Source organism: Chryseobacterium carnipullorum, assembly GCF_003815695.1.
GTDB classification, from domain to species: Bacteria; Bacteroidota; Bacteroidia; order Flavobacteriales; family Weeksellaceae; genus Chryseobacterium; species Chryseobacterium carnipullorum.
In genome coordinates this window covers 1,767,138-1,782,080 of sequence record NZ_CP033920.1, presented here as the reverse complement: position 1 = coordinate 1,782,080, position 14,943 = coordinate 1,767,138, and the positions used below count along the sequence as shown (strand labels likewise).

Sequence of the window (14,943 nt, the reverse complement as noted above, 5' to 3'; positions counted from 1 at the left end):
TAAATGAACAAGAAAATTGCCATAACAGGAATGGGCATCATTTCTTCCATCGGAAATAACGTGGAGGAAAATTTTATTTCTTTACAGACCGGAAAACATGGAATTTCGGACATTGAAATGTTTGAAACCCGCCATGCCGGAACGATCAAAACCGGCGAAATAAAATCGTCTAATGAAGATCTTGTACAGAAGCTTCAGCTGCCTGAAAATAATAATGTAACGAGAACTTCTTTATTAGGCATGATAGCGGCTAAAGAAGCTGTAGAATCAGCCGGAATTTCTGACATCAATGAATACAGAACCGGACTGATATCCTCTACCAGTGTAGCCGGAATGGATATCACTGAGAAGTATTTCTACACTTACGAAGACTTTCCTGAAAAGCAAAAATACATCGATGCCCACGACGCAGGAAATTCCTCACTGGCCATCGCAGACTATCTTGAACTAAAAGGTATCGTTTCTACCATCAGTACAGCCTGCTCTTCTGCAGCAAATGCCATCATGATGGGCGCTAAACTGATCAAAAACGGAATTTTAGACCGTGTGATTGTAGGCGGTACAGATTCCCTTTCAAAATTTACACTGAATGGATTCAACACGCTGATGATCCTTACAGATTCTTATAATACTCCATTTGATAACGATAGAAAAGGTCTGAATCTGGGAGAAGCAGCAGCCTTTATCGTTCTTGAATCTGATGAGGTGGTAAAAAAAGAAAACAAAAAAGTCCTGGCTTATCTTTCCGGCTACGGGAATGCGAATGATGCTCACCATCAGACTGCATCGTCAGACAATGGACAGGGAGCCTTTTTAGCGATGCAGCAGGCATTGAAAATATCAGGATTATCAAAAGATGATATCGATTATATCAACGTTCACGGAACAGCTACTCCCAATAATGATCTTTCAGAAGGGATTGCTATGATCAGAATCTTCGGTGGTGGACAGGTTCCTGAATTCAGTTCCACCAAGGCTTTTACCGGACATACGCTGGCAGCGGCAGCGGGCATTGAAGCTGTTTTTTCCATCTTGGCTATGCAGCATAATGTTATTTTTCCTAATCTGAATTTTAAAACGAAAATGGCAGAATTTGATTTAACTCCGGTGACGGAGCTGAAAGAGAAAAACATTAATCATGTTCTTTCCAATTCCTTCGGATTCGGCGGGAACTGTTCTACTTTAATTTTCTCAAAATCATGAGTGCAGTATACATCAACAGTACATCCTGCATCTCTGTACAGGACACTTTAAAAGATCATTTTTTTCAGGATCTTAAGGCAGACCCATCGGTTCAGGTCTTAAAAGCTATAGATCCGAACTATAAAGAATTTATTCCTCCTGCCATGATCAGGAGAATGTCTAAAACCGTAAAAATGAGCTCAATAGCTTCAAATTACGCTTTAAAAGAGGCTGGAATTGAAAAACCGGACGCCATTATTGTAGGAACCGGAATGGGATGTTCACAGGATTCTGAAAAGTTTCTGAAAAATGTCATCGACAATAATGAAGAATTTCTGACGCCAACATTTTTTATCCAGTCTACTCACAATACGGTTGCCGGACAGATTGCTTTGGGACTTCAATGTCATGCGTACAATTTCACGTATGTCAATACCTCTTCATCTCTGGAATTTTCGTTTCTGGATGCTCAAATTCAGATCAACGACGGAGAGGCTGAAAATGTTCTTGTAGGCGCTGCAGATGAGCAAACTAACAGAACAATGGAATTATACCGTCTTAACAATACCATCAAAAAAGAAGAGGATCTTCCCGCTGATTATTTACATTCGGAGACGGACGGGGTGATCTGGGGTGAAGGTGCGGCCTTCTTTGTTTTAGGAAAAGACAAGACTGAAAATTCTTACGCTCAACTTAAAGATATTCAAATCATTAACCGATTGAATACAGAAGAAATAAACTCATGTATTGAAAGCTTTTTAGCCAAAAATAAGGTAAAGAAGGAAGATATTGATGCGGTTATTTTAGGTTTCAGTGGCGATGCAAAATCTGATGTGTATTATACAAAAGCAATGGATTTGTTTCAAAATTCAGCATTGCTTTATTACAAACATCTGAGTGGAGAGTTTAATACCGCGAGTGGTTTTTCAACCTTTATGGCTTGTCATATTTTAAAAGAACAACAGATTCCGGACGTCATGATGATCAATGCCACGAAAAAAGAGGAGATACGATCTATTCTTCTTTACAATCATCTGGCTGGAAGCGATCACAGTCTGGTATTGTTGGAACGGGCTTTGTAAAAAGCAAAGATCTTTTTGAGACAGGGAGAAAAATAAGGACAATTTAAAATAACAGAAGATGAAACATTACCCGTTTATTCTATTTTATCTTTTCTGCAACGTATTCATTTATGCGTTTCATGGATCTTTCTGGGTGTATCTGGTCTGTTTTTTTGCATTTTCTGTTCTGGTAGTATGGGGTTCATTTGATATTACGTTGGGGTATTTTGTGAATAGCATGACTCACAAAAGAACGAAAATAAATGAAGTTGCCCTAACCTTTGATGATGGACCCACTGAGTTTACCCCCCGATTTTTAGATTTACTTAAAGAACATCAGATCAAAGCTACCTTTTTCTGTATCGGGAAACAGATTGAGCAATATCCTGAAACCTTTCAAAGAATCATTGCTGAAGGTCATACCATTGGCAATCACACATTTTCACATTCAAACAATACCGGATTTTTATCTGCTGTCAAAATGATTTCCGAGATTGAGAAGTGTGATGAAATCATGTTCCGTGTGGGGCACCTTAAAACAGATTTATACCGTCCTCCTTTTGGGGTTACCAATCCAAACATCGCCAGAGCGATTAAAAGAACCCAAAAAACAAGCATCGGCTGGAATATCCGCTCACTGGATACGGTGACAGAAGATGAAAATAAAATTTACAAAAGAGTTACCAGTAACCTTAAAAAAGGAAGTATTATTCTTCTCCATGATACCTCTGAAAAGACTTATAAAGTTTTGGTCAATTTATTGTTATTTTTGAAGGACAAAAAATATTCGACGTTTACCGTCGATTCAATTACAAAATCAAATAAAAATGATTAAAAATATTGCTTTCGGAGCATTTTTATTAATTTCCGGGTTCATTTCTGCACAGATGACAGCCATGTCCGGAGCAGAAGCTAAAGCATTTGTGACGAAAGTATCTTCTGAAACTCAGGAGATCAAAACCCTTCAGAGCGACTTTACTCAGACCAAAAAAATGGATTTTCTGGATAAGAACATCGTTACGTACGGTAAGATGTCACTAAAATCGCCCAATATGCTGAGCTGGAAGTACACCAAACCTTACCAGTACAGCATTGTTTTTAAAGACAGTAAAATTTTCATTAATGATCAGGGCAAAAAGTCTTCTGTAGACGCGAAGAGTAAAACGTTTGAGAAGATCAATAAGCTGATCGTAGGAAGTTCAAACGGGAAAATGTTCAGTGACCCGGAATTTACCGTTACCTATTTTAAAAACGGAAACTTCAATGTGGCCAAATTCATTCCGAAATCGGCTCAATTACTGAAATACATCAAACAGATCGAGTTACATTTCCCTAAAAACCAATCTACGGTTTCGCAGGTGAATATGACGGAAGCTTCAGGAGATACGACCAATATTGTTTTCAAAAATACCAAAATCAATGCAGCGATTGCAGCTTCAGAATTTAATTTGTAGCCTGTTTATTCTACTGTTTGTTTCCTGTAAAAGTTACCAGCTTACAGATGCAAAACCAGTTCAAAGCACAGAAAAGACGGTTGAAAATCTATATTTTTCATCAGGCGAAGATTATGTCTATAAATGTCAGATGGATATTTATAAAAATCATGTAAGTGGTATTCTGATCATCAAAAAACTGAATGAAACAACCCACCGTGTGGCTATGACTTCAGATTTTGGAAATAAATTGATTGATTTCGAGATTTCTGAAAATGATTTTAAACTGAATTATGTACTTCCGGATCTGGACAAAAAAATCGTTATTAATTTTCTAAGAAATGACTTTCGTGAATTGTTGAAAAGATCATATCCTGTGAGTGAATCTTTTGAAAATGATCAGTCGAAAATCTATCTGTCTAAAGCGGATAATAAGGCTTATTATCTGTTCTTCAGTAAAGAAAACGGATTGTTGAAGAACATCATTTACACCAAAAACACTAAGGAAAAAATTGATTTCAGTTTTGAGGCAAAAAAACATATCTTCGCGGACAGCTTAAACCTCCGGCATAAGGATTTTAAGATCAATATAAAACTATTTCAAATAACCGAAACCGAACAGAATTAACATGAAAAAACTTCTATTTTTAGCAATTGCTTTAATTTCAAGCCTTTCTTTTGCCCAGGTAACTTTTAATCCCGGCATACGAGTGGGCGCCAATATTGCTCATTTTTCGGATGGTCCTGTTCACGACTATTGGTATTACATTGATAATCAAAACTATTATCATAGCGGAAGCAATACGTATGATATCAAATCAAAAATTGATTTTTATATTGGTTTTCAGGCGAATATCCGATTTGCTAAATTCTATGCTCTTCAACCGGAAATTTACTATACCCGTCAGGGAGCCAAATATGAAAGTCAAAACCCGGCGGTAACTTCTAAAACGGTGAGCCTTTCTTATATAGGAGGAGCGGTAGTGAATAAATTTTATTTCGATAAATTCAATATTCATTTTGGTCCGACTTTGGAACTTCTTACCGATCATAAAAATATTGAATCTCCAACAGATGCTGATTTAGGGTTATTATTTGGAGCAGGATATGATATTACCAAAAATTTTGGAGTAGAAGCCAGAATTAAAAAGGGCTTTGTACACATTAATAGCGACCATACGAATGTAACATTTCAAACGGGAGTTTATTATACCTTTAACATGAAAAAATAATTTTATGCAGACTATTCTTACAGACTTTTATACTTTAGAATCATACGAAAAAGCAGAAACCGGAAATTATACCGCTTATATTCAGCTGAATAAAGACCATGCGATTTTTAAAGGTCATTTTCCCGGAAATCCTGTAACACCAGGGGTTTGTATGATGCAGATCGTAAAAGAACTGACAGAAGAATTTACGGGTTCAAAATTATTTTTAAAAACAGCATCAAATGTAAAATTCATGGCGATCATCAATCCATTTGAGACTCCGGACCTGAAACTCCAACTGGATATTACTGAAAATGAAGAAGATGTTAAAGTAAAAAACATCACTTCTTTTGGCGAGACTATTGCATTAAAAATGTCTGTAAGCTATAAAAAATAACATCATGAAACTTCTCTTATCTCTTGTAACGGCTTTTATTTTCTTTTTCCAGACGGACATTGAAGCGTTAAGAAACAGCTATGCTAAAGCTAATCTTTCCAATGCCAATACGGAAGCGTTCATCAATCTTGCAGAAAAGCAATCGGGTTCTGATGCCGTAACCAACGGTTACAAAGCAGCGGCACAGATTATGGAGGCCAAGATTACCAAAAAGAACAGAAAAGCGCTTGTGAAAACAGGAGCAACAAGTCTTGAAAGCATTATTAAAAGTAATCCCAATACTATAGAACTTCGCGTAATCAGGCTGAGTGTTCAGGAAAATATCCCGAAAATAGTGGGTTACAGAGGCAGTATCAAGGACGACAAAGCATTCCTGATGAGTAATTACAGTAAGCAAAACGCAACGCTGAAAAGCTATGTGAAAAAGTTTGTGATGCAGTCTAAATCCTTTACAGACGCAGAAAGAGCCACTATAAAATAAAACGATGACCTTTCCTGAAGTACAAAATGCCATCAACGAAAAAAAGATTTGCATTTTAATCCCTACTTACAATAATGAAAAAACTCTGAAAAGAGTCATAGACGGTGTTCTGAATTACACTGAAAACATTATTGCGGTCAATGACGGTTCAACAGATTCTACATCTCACATTTTAGCTCAGTACCCGCAGATCACCGTGATTTCCCTGCCAGAGAACAAAGGAAAGGGAAACGGGCTTAAAACAGGCTTCAGAAAGGCAAAAAAACTGGGCTATCATTATGCCATTACCATTGATTCAGACGGACAGCATTATCCGGATGACATTCCTGTATTCGTAGAGGCAATGATTAAGGAAGAAGAAGATGTACTTTTGATCGGAAACAGAAATATGTCTCAGGATGGAATTCCGAAAAAGAGCAGCTTTGGAAACAGATTTTCTAATTTCTGGTTCTGGTTTGAGACCGGAATAAAACTGGAAGACACGCAATCCGGCTACAGATTATATCCACTATTAAAAATTCCCAGGAAATATTTTACCCCGAAATTTGAATTTGAAATCGAAATCATTGTCAGGACGGCCTGGAGACATGTTCCCGTAAAAAATGTTCCCATTAAAGTATTATATGATCCTGCAGAGAGGGTTTCTCATTTCAGACCGTTCAAAGATTTTACCAGAATCAGCATTCTGAATACTATTTTGGTAACCATCACGCTGCTTTATATTATTCCGCGAAACTTCGTGAATAATTTCAAAAAAAAAAGCTTTAAAAGATTCATAAAAGAAGATGTCCTGGAAAGTGACGGCAGCAACCGGACGAAGGCATTTTCAATCGCACTCGGTGTGTTTATCGGATTTTCACCTTTCTGGGGATTTCATACCCTGCTTGTGATTTCACTCTCCGTACTTTTTAAGCTGAATAAAGTTTTGGCCTTTGTGGCGTCCAACGTGAGTCTTCCGCCTTTTATTCCTTTTGTGATTGCAGCTTCTCTCTTTTTAGGTTCCCCATTTGTACATGGCGACAGTAATATTTTAAGCAGCGAGCTCAATTTCGAACTGATTAAAAACAATCTGCTTCAATATGTAATCGGAAGTGCTATTTTAGCGACATCGATGTCCGCTATTTGCGGAATTGCCACCTATCTTTTTCTGAATAAACTGAATCCGGAGAATGATTAGGAGATTTTAGACATCAGATATGGGACATGAGACTTTATATATTAAGTTTAGCAACAAGCAACTAAAATACAATAAACCCCAAAAACACTCTGCCCCTCAAACCCGTACCCCATACCACTTAAGTCCATTTTCTTTCATGTAATCCGCAACAAAAAAGCCCTGAAGCAGAGCTTCAGGACTTCCTTCTCTATACTGTTATTATTCTACTTTTATTTTGAAACAATAATTTTCTGGCTGTAATCAATGGCATTCCCCTTGATGGTCACCATATACACTCCGTTCAATAGCGTATTAACGTTTACAGTGGTCTGTTTGTTCAGATTGATTTTTTCCGAAGAAACCAATTTCCCTGTCAGGTCATACACTGAAACGGTAGTAATCCCTGAAAGATCCATTCCTGATGGCGTTTTTATCGTGAATTCAGTTTGCACCGGATTCGGATAGATGGATATTCCTTTTGAAGCAGCAGAAGCTTCGTTCACTGCCAGGGTATTACATTCAGCCGGAACGTCGAAATTTTCAACCTGGTCGCTTAAGTCCGGAGCAGGCTGATTATAATCCTGCCATATTCCAACCAAACCTCCCGGTGCTGCATTAACGCCTAACCCTCTTTTCGCAAATACCTTCCAGATCATACATTTATCTGCTCCGTTGGTTTTTGCCATGTCAGCCGCTAAGATGGCATTCCTTCCCTGTATAAAGTTCGGGTTACACTGCTGCAGTTTAAGGGCATCAACTACCAACTGAAGTACTCTTGCACTTCCGCTATTCGGATCTGCCAATACATTGCTGTTATAGCCATATTTCTCTACGTATTTCCAATTAAGATCCCAAAGCATCGTTGCCCATACAAATCCTATACTGTGAACATCTGCTCTGGTAACCGGAATTACGGTACCATTAGTTAATCTTACATTATCGTTAACTTTCATCCCATTAGTTCTGGCATAGGTGTAATTATTAACGGTAAAATCAGGTGAATATTTCGCGGGTCTTATCCCTGCTCCATTTGTAGTTTGACTGGCTGTAAAAGTAGCCATTCCTCTGGGAACAGAAGCGTTGTCTCCCGGCTTGTTGGTTAGCATCAAGGCAAAGAAATCAGACCATCCTTCTCCCATCTGCTCATTGGAAGTTCCGTAATTTAAACAGTTGTTTCCGGTACCCGTCATACGGTTGGTGATTCCATGTCCGTATTCGTGTGCCATAACCCCATTGTCTAAGCTTCCGTCTTTATAAACGTAATTTAATTTATCGTATTTTAATGTTGCACTAATCGTTGCTCCATTGGTAATTTCAGACTGTAAGAATTGTCCTTCCGTCTTTCCAATCATTATGGTCGGAATAGTAATAGTAGCATCTGTACCACCTAAACCTACCGGAGTATCACTATTGGGGTGATATTGTATCACGCCTATAGCACCAGCATTCTGCAGATTTTTGGTTTTAACTGCAAAACCGCAAGTCGCCGCAGTTACTACCGCTATTTTACCGGTTAAGCTTCCTGCTGCTACAGCCGTACATGCATCTGCAGGCACAGAAAGTGCTAAATTTCCAGTTACAGGAGCATTTCCTTCAAGCGCAGGGCCAAACTGTGCCGTTCTGTTTATTGGAACTCTTGCCGTATAAATTGATGGCGAATTATAAAAGAGATTCTGCATCTGAGTAGGCTCAAATAAATACATCTGCATTCTGGGGGCAGATCCGTCTGCCGGTGACTGGAAGTTCGCATTATTATAAGCTCCTCCGTCTCTGGCTTCTGCCAAAACAGCATCATTGCCTGCACCGGAGCCACTGAAATTAGTGGTCTGAAAATTTCTGGCTGTTTCTGTAAATCCAAATTTATAAAATACATCATGCATTTTATTATTGACATAAAATAAATTGGTCACCGCCGCAGAAGTATAGTTCTGTGGAGGTAATGTTACATCCATAGGGAAATCAAAAGCTCTTGCCGCTCCCCCATCGGCAGAAAACTGAACCGTATTGGTATTGTTTTCATCCGTATATGCGTACGCATTATTTCCTCTGGTGTTCGTATAATGATTGGTACCATCAGAATGCCATCCTTCCGGAGAAGCTGTTAAGTCCCACGGATTATTCAGCAATGCTCTGCTTCCAAAAGAAGGAGCTTCCACAGGGAATGGCAGAACGTTATAAGAGGCATTATCAGGAGCCAGAACAAAATTTTTGTTAAGGTTGCTGTTTTCCTGCTTTACAGAAACAGGAAGTATAGAAGGCTGAATATTGAGTTCTGTTTTCGGTAATTCTGTTGGAAAGTGCTCGTGAGCGCCATCATGGAAATCACATGAAATTGTAAGATTTTCGCGGTATAGTACAGAACCGTCATCTGTGCTGATGATTAAAGTCCACAGGTTGCCTGTCCCTTTCTCTTCCAAGTCGAACTGGTATCCAAGGATCAATTCTCCGCCTTTAGAGAAGTAAACAAGTTTAGTTTTTAAAGATTCTTCTTTTCCCTGACTGTTTTTAACGGTAGTCAAGCCGTTCAGTTTCCTGGCTGCTTCTGCTACCAGAGACTCCTTATGGGCACTCTCCTTTCCTTTTATCAGGGAAGGATACGTTTTCACAAAAGTATCAGCAAAGCTCAGCACTTTATCTTCTCTTACCAAAACATTGGCAGAACTTCCAAAAACCGGAACACCATTGATGGTTTGCTGTATTCCTACCACATCACCTTTCAGACTTTTTGAAGGGTCAACATTCACAATGGTAAATGCTTTCAGCTCAGGATTTATTCTTTGAAATGTCTTTTCAGCATTAACGTAATCTTTGATCACCTGCTCATGTTTCTGAGCAGATAAAGCGCTATAACCGAAAAAAGAACAAAGCAATAAAAACTTAACACTTAGTCGAATTCTTTTCATATCTTTTACTTTGATTTAATTTACTTCCCTAGTTAGTAGCAAAAACAACAAAATGTTACATTATCGATACCAATGGGTTAATAATAATTATTTTATACCACGAAAAAGAGCATTTTACAAAACAAAATGCTCAACTTATTTCATTATTTTAAAATTAAATTTTACTTCACAATAAACTGAACGAGGTCCTTTAAAAACTCCTCATCTACATTTCCTTTGACTTCATAATCTCCCGGAGATGGAATCCCTGAACCCTTAATAAACAAATGATTCAGTGAAGGATACCATTTAAAAGTTGCCATTTTATTGGTTTTCAACTGATTTTTCCAAAGGGCAAAGTCTTTTTCTGTCACCTGATAATCTCTTTCACCCTGTGCAAAAAACAGAGGTGACTTGATGTTTTTAACTTCATCAAGCGGTTTATAGTTTAAAAGATATTTCCAATAGGAAGCAGACTGTCCCAGGGGAAGTTCTGAGGCCGGACTATTCAGATCAAATTTATCTGATTGTAAAAAAGCTACTTGCTTTTTGATGGTATCTACCGTTTCGGTTGAAATTTTTGAAGGGTCAATTTTGTGAAGGTATTCAAGCTGATCCATTATGACTTCCTGAAGCGGTCTGGCATTACCGGCCATAAAAACATATTTTGAAATCTGAGCTTTCTCCGCGATCTTCGGCATCAGATAAGCGCCCAGGCTATGTCCCAACATGATGATCTGATACCCTTTGAAATTCTCATTATTTTTAAAATATGCTGCTGCATTGACTGCATCATTGATTGTTTCCTGTTCTGCTGTTGACTTTTCAGTGAAAGTTTCCGGATTGGAATAGGTTCTTTTGTCATATCGATATGAAGCAATTCCATTTTTAAAAAGCTCATCTGCAATATCTTTGAAAGGCTTATTTTCACCTAAGGTCTCGTCTCTGTCGCTTGCTCCGGATCCATGAACAAAAATGACTAGCTTTTTCTTATTACCATTTGCCGGAACAAGCAAAGTTCCCTTCAGTTCAATATCATCACTGGTCATCTTTAATGTATTTTTATCATCCGGCTGATCAAACATTTTATGAGGAACCAGAAAGAAACCGATCATCTTATCACCGCTGGTAAAAGTAATCTGGATATCCAGTTTAGATTTTTCAAATTCAGAATAATAGTAATAGGAATCTTTTTCATTATTTACCTCCAGAATATTTTTAAATGCACCCAACTGCCCCTGAAGCTGCTCAGTAACCATGGCAAGGTCTGTGGCTTTGATCTCTCCGGCTACGGAAGCATCAAAAAATGAATGGGCTTTTTCTGGATTTTTATCAACCAATAAAGTCCTGATAAATTGGGCTCCGATGTCTTTTCTGCTTTGAGAAAATGACAGGAATGACAATACAATTAGAAATAGGGTTAAAAGTTTTTTCATAATTAATTATTTAAAGACTACATCCGAAAAAGATAACGGACTCATCATCAAGGTTACAAAAATTGCAAGGATGATCAAAACCAGTTGGTACTGATAATAGGTTTTTGCCTGATCTTCTTCCTTCACTTCAAAAGTAAATTTAATCTTGTCCGGTCTTTTGATTGTCATCCAGATAAAGGTCAAGATAGCAAGATTCAAGGCGATAGGTACAAAAAGAAATGCCTTACTTCCATAGCCATCATTCTTTCCTCCATACCCATGAATAGGGATAATGTCAGGAATAGAACTATATTGAGTAAGCAAATAAGCGGTATAACCGATAATAATAATGAAAGGAATACAGAACAGTAATTTTATATGTTTAGGGATCATTTTAGTTTCTTTAAAGTTTTCTTCAGATATTTTTCTACATTTTGCCTGTCCGGAACTGTAGTAATTTCTTTGGTCAGTGCTTTTTCAAATTCATTTTTGGCCTTTGAAAACTCATTCCTGCTGAAATAATATTTGCCCGCCTGATAATAGACCAGCCAGTAATCAGGGTTCATGGATTGATAGTTGGGAATAAGGTCATTTGTCATTGCGATGTCTTTATCCTTTAGAGCCATACTTAAATCTTCACCCATTAATTTAGATACCTGATAGTTTTCAAATTCTTCAGAATCTGCAAAAGGATCTCTGGGAATATTCAGTGCTGTTTTTGCCTGAAAGCTTTCCACTGCCTTTTTACCGGAAAAGATTTCATTGAGATCATAGCATACAAATTCTCCCAGCTGATAAGGATTGGAAGAAACCCAGACGAGCCCTTTTTCAGGGGAAAATATAACGGCGTGGTGTGCCAGAAGCTGATTGATTGCTTTTTCATTTCCGTAGCCTATTTTCCGGTCTTTTAAACCGGATCTATCTCTTAAAACAGCGGCCATTTTTTCAGGATTCAGTTTTTTCTTTTCCTCCAAAAGTTCCTGAAGCTTTTCGTACCGGTATTCGGAATGACTTTCTAAGATCTGTTTTTGGTTTCTTTTATCATCTTTATACGCTTCTGATTGAAAATGATTGGTACAAAAAACCCTGCCTGTATTCTCAACCCTGTAAACTCCGAAATTTTTAGGTGAAACTTCAATGATCACCGCATTTTTATCATGAGCACTTCCTACCAGAATGGATTCGGAAATAAACACTTTTCTTTTTTTTGCGATGGCGATAGCTTCGTCAATATTTTTCGCATACTGTAGAATTTCCCGGGTCACAAGAGAGATCGGTGTCTTGGCAGTCAGAGGAATTTTAGATTTCCCGGCATTGATGGTTACTGTAATCCCTTCTTTATTCATTCCGGACACTACGCCTATCATTCCGGGCCAGCTTACAGACATATAGGGAATTCCAGTTTCCGGCTCCACAAATTCGATGAGCTTATTTTTAGCAAAATCATCTCCTACATAAAAATCAAAATTTCTCCCGATCAGCAAGTCTCCGTCTTCGGTATTTTCATTCCATACTGCCAGGGAAGTACATCCTACCATGGCCAGATCCTGCATGGCATGGCCAATGTCGTGGGCTCCGTGAAGATACAGGCTCCTGAGATATTTGGGAGCAATAAAATTGTACTGATCTGAAGAATACCGGGACAAACCGTATAATTCTGTTTGATAATCTTCCCGGACATTCAGGTACATTTTCCTGTTGTACCATTTTAGAAATTCTCTGAGGACCTTCTGTTTAAACTTTGACGGAACAAAACCTTCGACTTTGGAAAAGAAGATCTTTTCCTGCTGCTGCATCAGGACTTGGGTTAGTGCTCCGTTGTTATATCCAAGTTGCAGCGGGTTTCCTTTGATATAGAGCTCCCAAAGCTGTTGCTTATTCTTTGTCAGATAATTCTGATTAAAGCTGAATGTAGAATCATTGATCTTGTTGACCTTTGGAGTTTCCACCGTATAAGCACTGATATCGGGAATATGTCTGACCGATTTTGAAACTCCGCATGAAATAAGGGAAAGAATCAGGAACAAATAAATTCCCCCAGGTACTGTAGCAAGCCGGTTATTTTTTTTCATTCATCTTGATCATTTGTTTCAGACGCTTATCTATAAGTTCCTTTCCGAGAATTTCTGCACAGGTATTGAAGGCGCCTATGGTTACTCCAAGAATTCCGTGCATATTGACAGACTGTCCCGTAAGAAAGAAATTATCAATCTTTGTACGGGGCGAAACCATTGTTTTAAGAGGGTTATCTGAGTTTTTCATGTAACCGTACATATTTCCTTCAAAACTACCAATATAGTCCCTGTAAGACAGCGGTGATGAAGTGTAGATATTTTGTATGGAATGTCTGAGATTAGGAATTTTCTTTTCCAGTGCTGAGATCATTTTTTCCGCCTTTCCCATTTTAAATTCTTCGTACTTCAATCCTCTCTCGTGCTCTTCGGCCACTGTATTGATGGTTTTCTCCCAGGATTTCACCTCATCAAAATCCATATAAGAGATCACTGTAAGACTTTCAGCATAGTCGGGATGATGCTTTGAGGCTGTAGAAGAGAGCATATAGGTTTCAGGCCAGTTTTCTCTGCTGTAACGGAATGCATTCCAGACCATTTCTTCTGATGAATAGTGGTAGATATTATAATTGAAGTTAGGGAAAGTTTGAGGTTTTAAAACCAGATACACACTGAAACATGAGGAAACCGGTTCCCAGCTCATCACCCTGTTGGAAAAAGACTTTCTCAGTCTTTCTTCCCCGATCAGTTTCATGACGGAACGGATTTCTATGTTTGAAATAAATTTTCTGGCAATATATTCTTTGCCTGACTTTATTTTTACAGAAGATAAAATATTGTTTTCATTAAAAATAAATTCGGAAACCTCAGAATGCTTGTGTACCTCTGCTCCATACTGGCGAAGCTTTTTGATCAGGAGTTTTGTAATCTGACTTCCGCCCTTTATACATTTATAAGCACTCTGAATGTAAGAATTTACTGTAAGAGCATGTACGTAGAACGGTATATTTTCTGAATCTCCGCCATATAAAAAATTGGAACCAAGCAGTACTGCCTGTAATTTTTTGTCCTGGGTAACAGACTCGATGAATCTTTTGGTATTGAGGTGAAGAATTTCTTCATTATAAGTATCCTTCCCAACTACCTGATATCTTGGAAACTGCGCACAAACGTACTGGATTTCTTCACAATAGTTTTCTAAGTTCTCTTTTTCATCAGGAAAATGGGCAGTGAGCTGTTCGACAAAGTTTTCATACCCCTGCGCATGAGGATATTCTATTCTTTCATTTCCAAAAGAAATTCTGTCGTAGCCATCCTCATCCATTTTGTGAAGTTCCAGCTCATCCATAATGTCAAGATAGGAAAAGAACTGGTGAAGATTTTGTCCTTCCGAAAGACCTCCCAGATAATGGACTCCGGTATCGAAAATCAGCTTGTCCCGTGAAAAGGTCTGCAGATTTCCTCCATACTGGTTATTTTTCTCCAGTACACAGACTTTCAGGCCTTCTTTCGCCAAAATCAAAGCCGAAACAAGGCCTCCCAATCCACTACCGATCACCAGTATGTCGTATTCTTTTTTCAATAGGAGAAAAATTGTGTGTTTTTTTGATTAAGCATTATAGAAAGATTAAACACAAAGACGCAAATGGTTGTTATTGAGTAGCTGTTTTTTTAAAACATATGGGCGCAAAATCAACAAATACGGTTGGGTTT

General features: G+C 38.1%; 14 protein-coding genes. 9 read left to right on the top strand and 5 right to left on the bottom strand.

Annotation, left to right across the window (positions count from 1 at the left end; translation table 11 throughout):
• Window positions 1-3: 3 nt before the first annotated feature.
• From EG346_RS08200 to EG346_RS08160, 9 genes are read left to right on the top strand one after another with little or no spacing between them, the layout of a single operon-like run.
• A complete protein-coding gene (locus EG346_RS08200; protein ID WP_123877955.1) occupies window positions 4-1,203 on the top strand; it encodes a beta-ketoacyl-[acyl-carrier-protein] synthase family protein in 1,200 nt (399 codons plus the stop codon).
• Window positions 1,200-2,264 carry a beta-ketoacyl synthase N-terminal-like domain-containing protein gene (locus EG346_RS08195; RefSeq protein WP_123877953.1) on the top strand — a complete coding sequence of 355 codons (1,065 nt, stop codon included), beginning with the start codon at window positions 1,200-1,202 and terminating at the stop codon, window positions 2,262-2,264. The genes EG346_RS08200 and EG346_RS08195 overlap by 4 nt, the downstream gene beginning before the upstream one ends.
• Window positions 2,265-2,322: 58 nt before the next feature.
• Complete coding sequence (locus tag EG346_RS08190) at window positions 2,323-3,078, top strand: polysaccharide deacetylase family protein (RefSeq protein ID WP_123877951.1); 756 nt, start codon at window positions 2,323-2,325, stop codon at window positions 3,076-3,078.
• Window positions 3,071-3,697 carry a flexirubin biosynthesis/transport protein LolA2 gene (locus EG346_RS08185; protein ID WP_073335732.1) on the top strand — a complete coding sequence of 209 codons (627 nt, stop codon included), beginning with the start codon at window positions 3,071-3,073 and terminating at the stop codon, window positions 3,695-3,697. The genes EG346_RS08190 and EG346_RS08185 overlap by 8 nt, the downstream gene beginning before the upstream one ends.
• Window positions 3,663-4,304 (top strand): flexirubin biosynthesis protein LolB2, encoded by a 642-nt coding sequence (locus tag EG346_RS08180; protein WP_123877949.1) that lies wholly within the window; start codon window positions 3,663-3,665, stop codon window positions 4,302-4,304. Before EG346_RS08185 ends, EG346_RS08180 begins: the two co-directional genes overlap by 35 nt.
• Window position 4,305: 1 nt before the next feature.
• Window positions 4,306-4,908, top strand: coding sequence for an outer membrane beta-barrel protein (locus tag EG346_RS08175; RefSeq protein ID WP_123877946.1), 603 nt, complete (start codon window positions 4,306-4,308; stop codon window positions 4,906-4,908).
• A 4-nt stretch (window positions 4,909-4,912) separates the two neighbouring features.
• Window positions 4,913-5,284, top strand: coding sequence for an ApeI family dehydratase (locus EG346_RS08170; RefSeq protein ID WP_123877944.1), 372 nt, complete (start codon window positions 4,913-4,915; stop codon window positions 5,282-5,284).
• A gap of 4 nt (window positions 5,285-5,288) precedes the next feature.
• Window positions 5,289-5,765 carry a hypothetical protein gene (locus EG346_RS08165; RefSeq protein ID WP_073335738.1) on the top strand — a complete coding sequence of 159 codons (477 nt, stop codon included), beginning with the start codon at window positions 5,289-5,291 and terminating at the stop codon, window positions 5,763-5,765.
• A gap of 4 nt (window positions 5,766-5,769) precedes the next feature.
• Window positions 5,770-6,942, top strand: a complete 1,173-nt coding sequence (locus EG346_RS08160) for a DUF2062 domain-containing protein (RefSeq protein ID WP_123877942.1) — start codon at window positions 5,770-5,772, stop codon at window positions 6,940-6,942.
• Window positions 6,943-7,151: 209 nt separating this feature from the next.
• Here EG346_RS08160 and EG346_RS08155 read toward each other — a convergent pair whose 3' ends face one another.
• The 5 genes from EG346_RS08155 to EG346_RS08135 form a co-directional block, all read right to left on the bottom strand.
• The gene (locus EG346_RS08155) at window positions 7,152-9,824 is read right to left on the bottom strand and encodes a T9SS-dependent M36 family metallopeptidase (protein WP_073335742.1); all 2,673 of its coding nucleotides are present in this window, start codon (window positions 9,822-9,824) and stop codon (window positions 7,152-7,154) included.
• Window positions 9,825-9,985: 161 nt separating this feature from the next.
• Window positions 9,986-11,239, bottom strand: coding sequence for an alpha/beta hydrolase (locus EG346_RS08150; RefSeq protein ID WP_123877940.1), 1,254 nt, complete (start codon window positions 11,237-11,239; stop codon window positions 9,986-9,988).
• Between the two features lie 6 nt (window positions 11,240-11,245).
• A complete protein-coding gene (locus EG346_RS08145; protein WP_073335746.1) occupies window positions 11,246-11,611 on the bottom strand; it encodes a DUF1648 domain-containing protein in 366 nt (121 codons plus the stop codon).
• Window positions 11,608-13,290: a C45 family autoproteolytic acyltransferase/hydrolase gene (locus tag EG346_RS08140; protein WP_123877937.1), complete on the bottom strand. Its 1,683-nt coding sequence runs from the start codon at window positions 13,288-13,290 to the stop codon at window positions 11,608-11,610. Before EG346_RS08140 ends, EG346_RS08145 begins: the two co-directional genes overlap by 4 nt.
• A complete protein-coding gene (locus EG346_RS08135; RefSeq protein ID WP_123877935.1) occupies window positions 13,277-14,812 on the bottom strand; it encodes a phytoene desaturase family protein in 1,536 nt (511 codons plus the stop codon). The genes EG346_RS08140 and EG346_RS08135 overlap by 14 nt, the downstream gene beginning before the upstream one ends.
• Window positions 14,813-14,943 lie beyond the last annotated feature (131 nt).

Excerpts from the sequence above, each read along its gene's own strand:
- EG346_RS08200 (WP_123877955.1), top strand. The coding sequence starts at position 4 with ATGAACAAGAAAATTGCCATAACAGGAATGGGCATCATTTCTTCCATC.
- EG346_RS08195 (WP_123877953.1), top strand. The coding sequence starts at position 1,200 with ATGAGTGCAGTATACATCAACAGTACATCCTGCATCTCTGTACAGGAC.
- EG346_RS08190 (WP_123877951.1), top strand. The coding sequence starts at position 2,323 with ATGAAACATTACCCGTTTATTCTATTTTATCTTTTCTGCAACGTATTC.
- EG346_RS08185 (WP_073335732.1), top strand. The coding sequence starts at position 3,071 with ATGATTAAAAATATTGCTTTCGGAGCATTTTTATTAATTTCCGGGTTC.
- EG346_RS08180 (WP_123877949.1), top strand. The coding sequence starts at position 3,663 with ATGCAGCGATTGCAGCTTCAGAATTTAATTTGTAGCCTGTTTATTCTA.
- EG346_RS08175 (WP_123877946.1), top strand. The coding sequence starts at position 4,306 with ATGAAAAAACTTCTATTTTTAGCAATTGCTTTAATTTCAAGCCTTTCT.
- EG346_RS08170 (WP_123877944.1), top strand. The coding sequence starts at position 4,913 with ATGCAGACTATTCTTACAGACTTTTATACTTTAGAATCATACGAAAAA.
- EG346_RS08165 (WP_073335738.1), top strand. The coding sequence starts at position 5,289 with ATGAAACTTCTCTTATCTCTTGTAACGGCTTTTATTTTCTTTTTCCAG.
- EG346_RS08160 (WP_123877942.1), top strand. The coding sequence starts at position 5,770 with ATGACCTTTCCTGAAGTACAAAATGCCATCAACGAAAAAAAGATTTGC.
- EG346_RS08155 (WP_073335742.1), bottom strand. The coding sequence starts at position 9,824 with ATGAAAAGAATTCGACTAAGTGTTAAGTTTTTATTGCTTTGTTCTTTT.
- EG346_RS08150 (WP_123877940.1), bottom strand. The coding sequence starts at position 11,239 with ATGAAAAAACTTTTAACCCTATTTCTAATTGTATTGTCATTCCTGTCA.
- EG346_RS08145 (WP_073335746.1), bottom strand. The coding sequence starts at position 11,611 with ATGATCCCTAAACATATAAAATTACTGTTCTGTATTCCTTTCATTATT.
- EG346_RS08140 (WP_123877937.1), bottom strand. The coding sequence starts at position 13,290 with ATGAAAAAAAATAACCGGCTTGCTACAGTACCTGGGGGAATTTATTTG.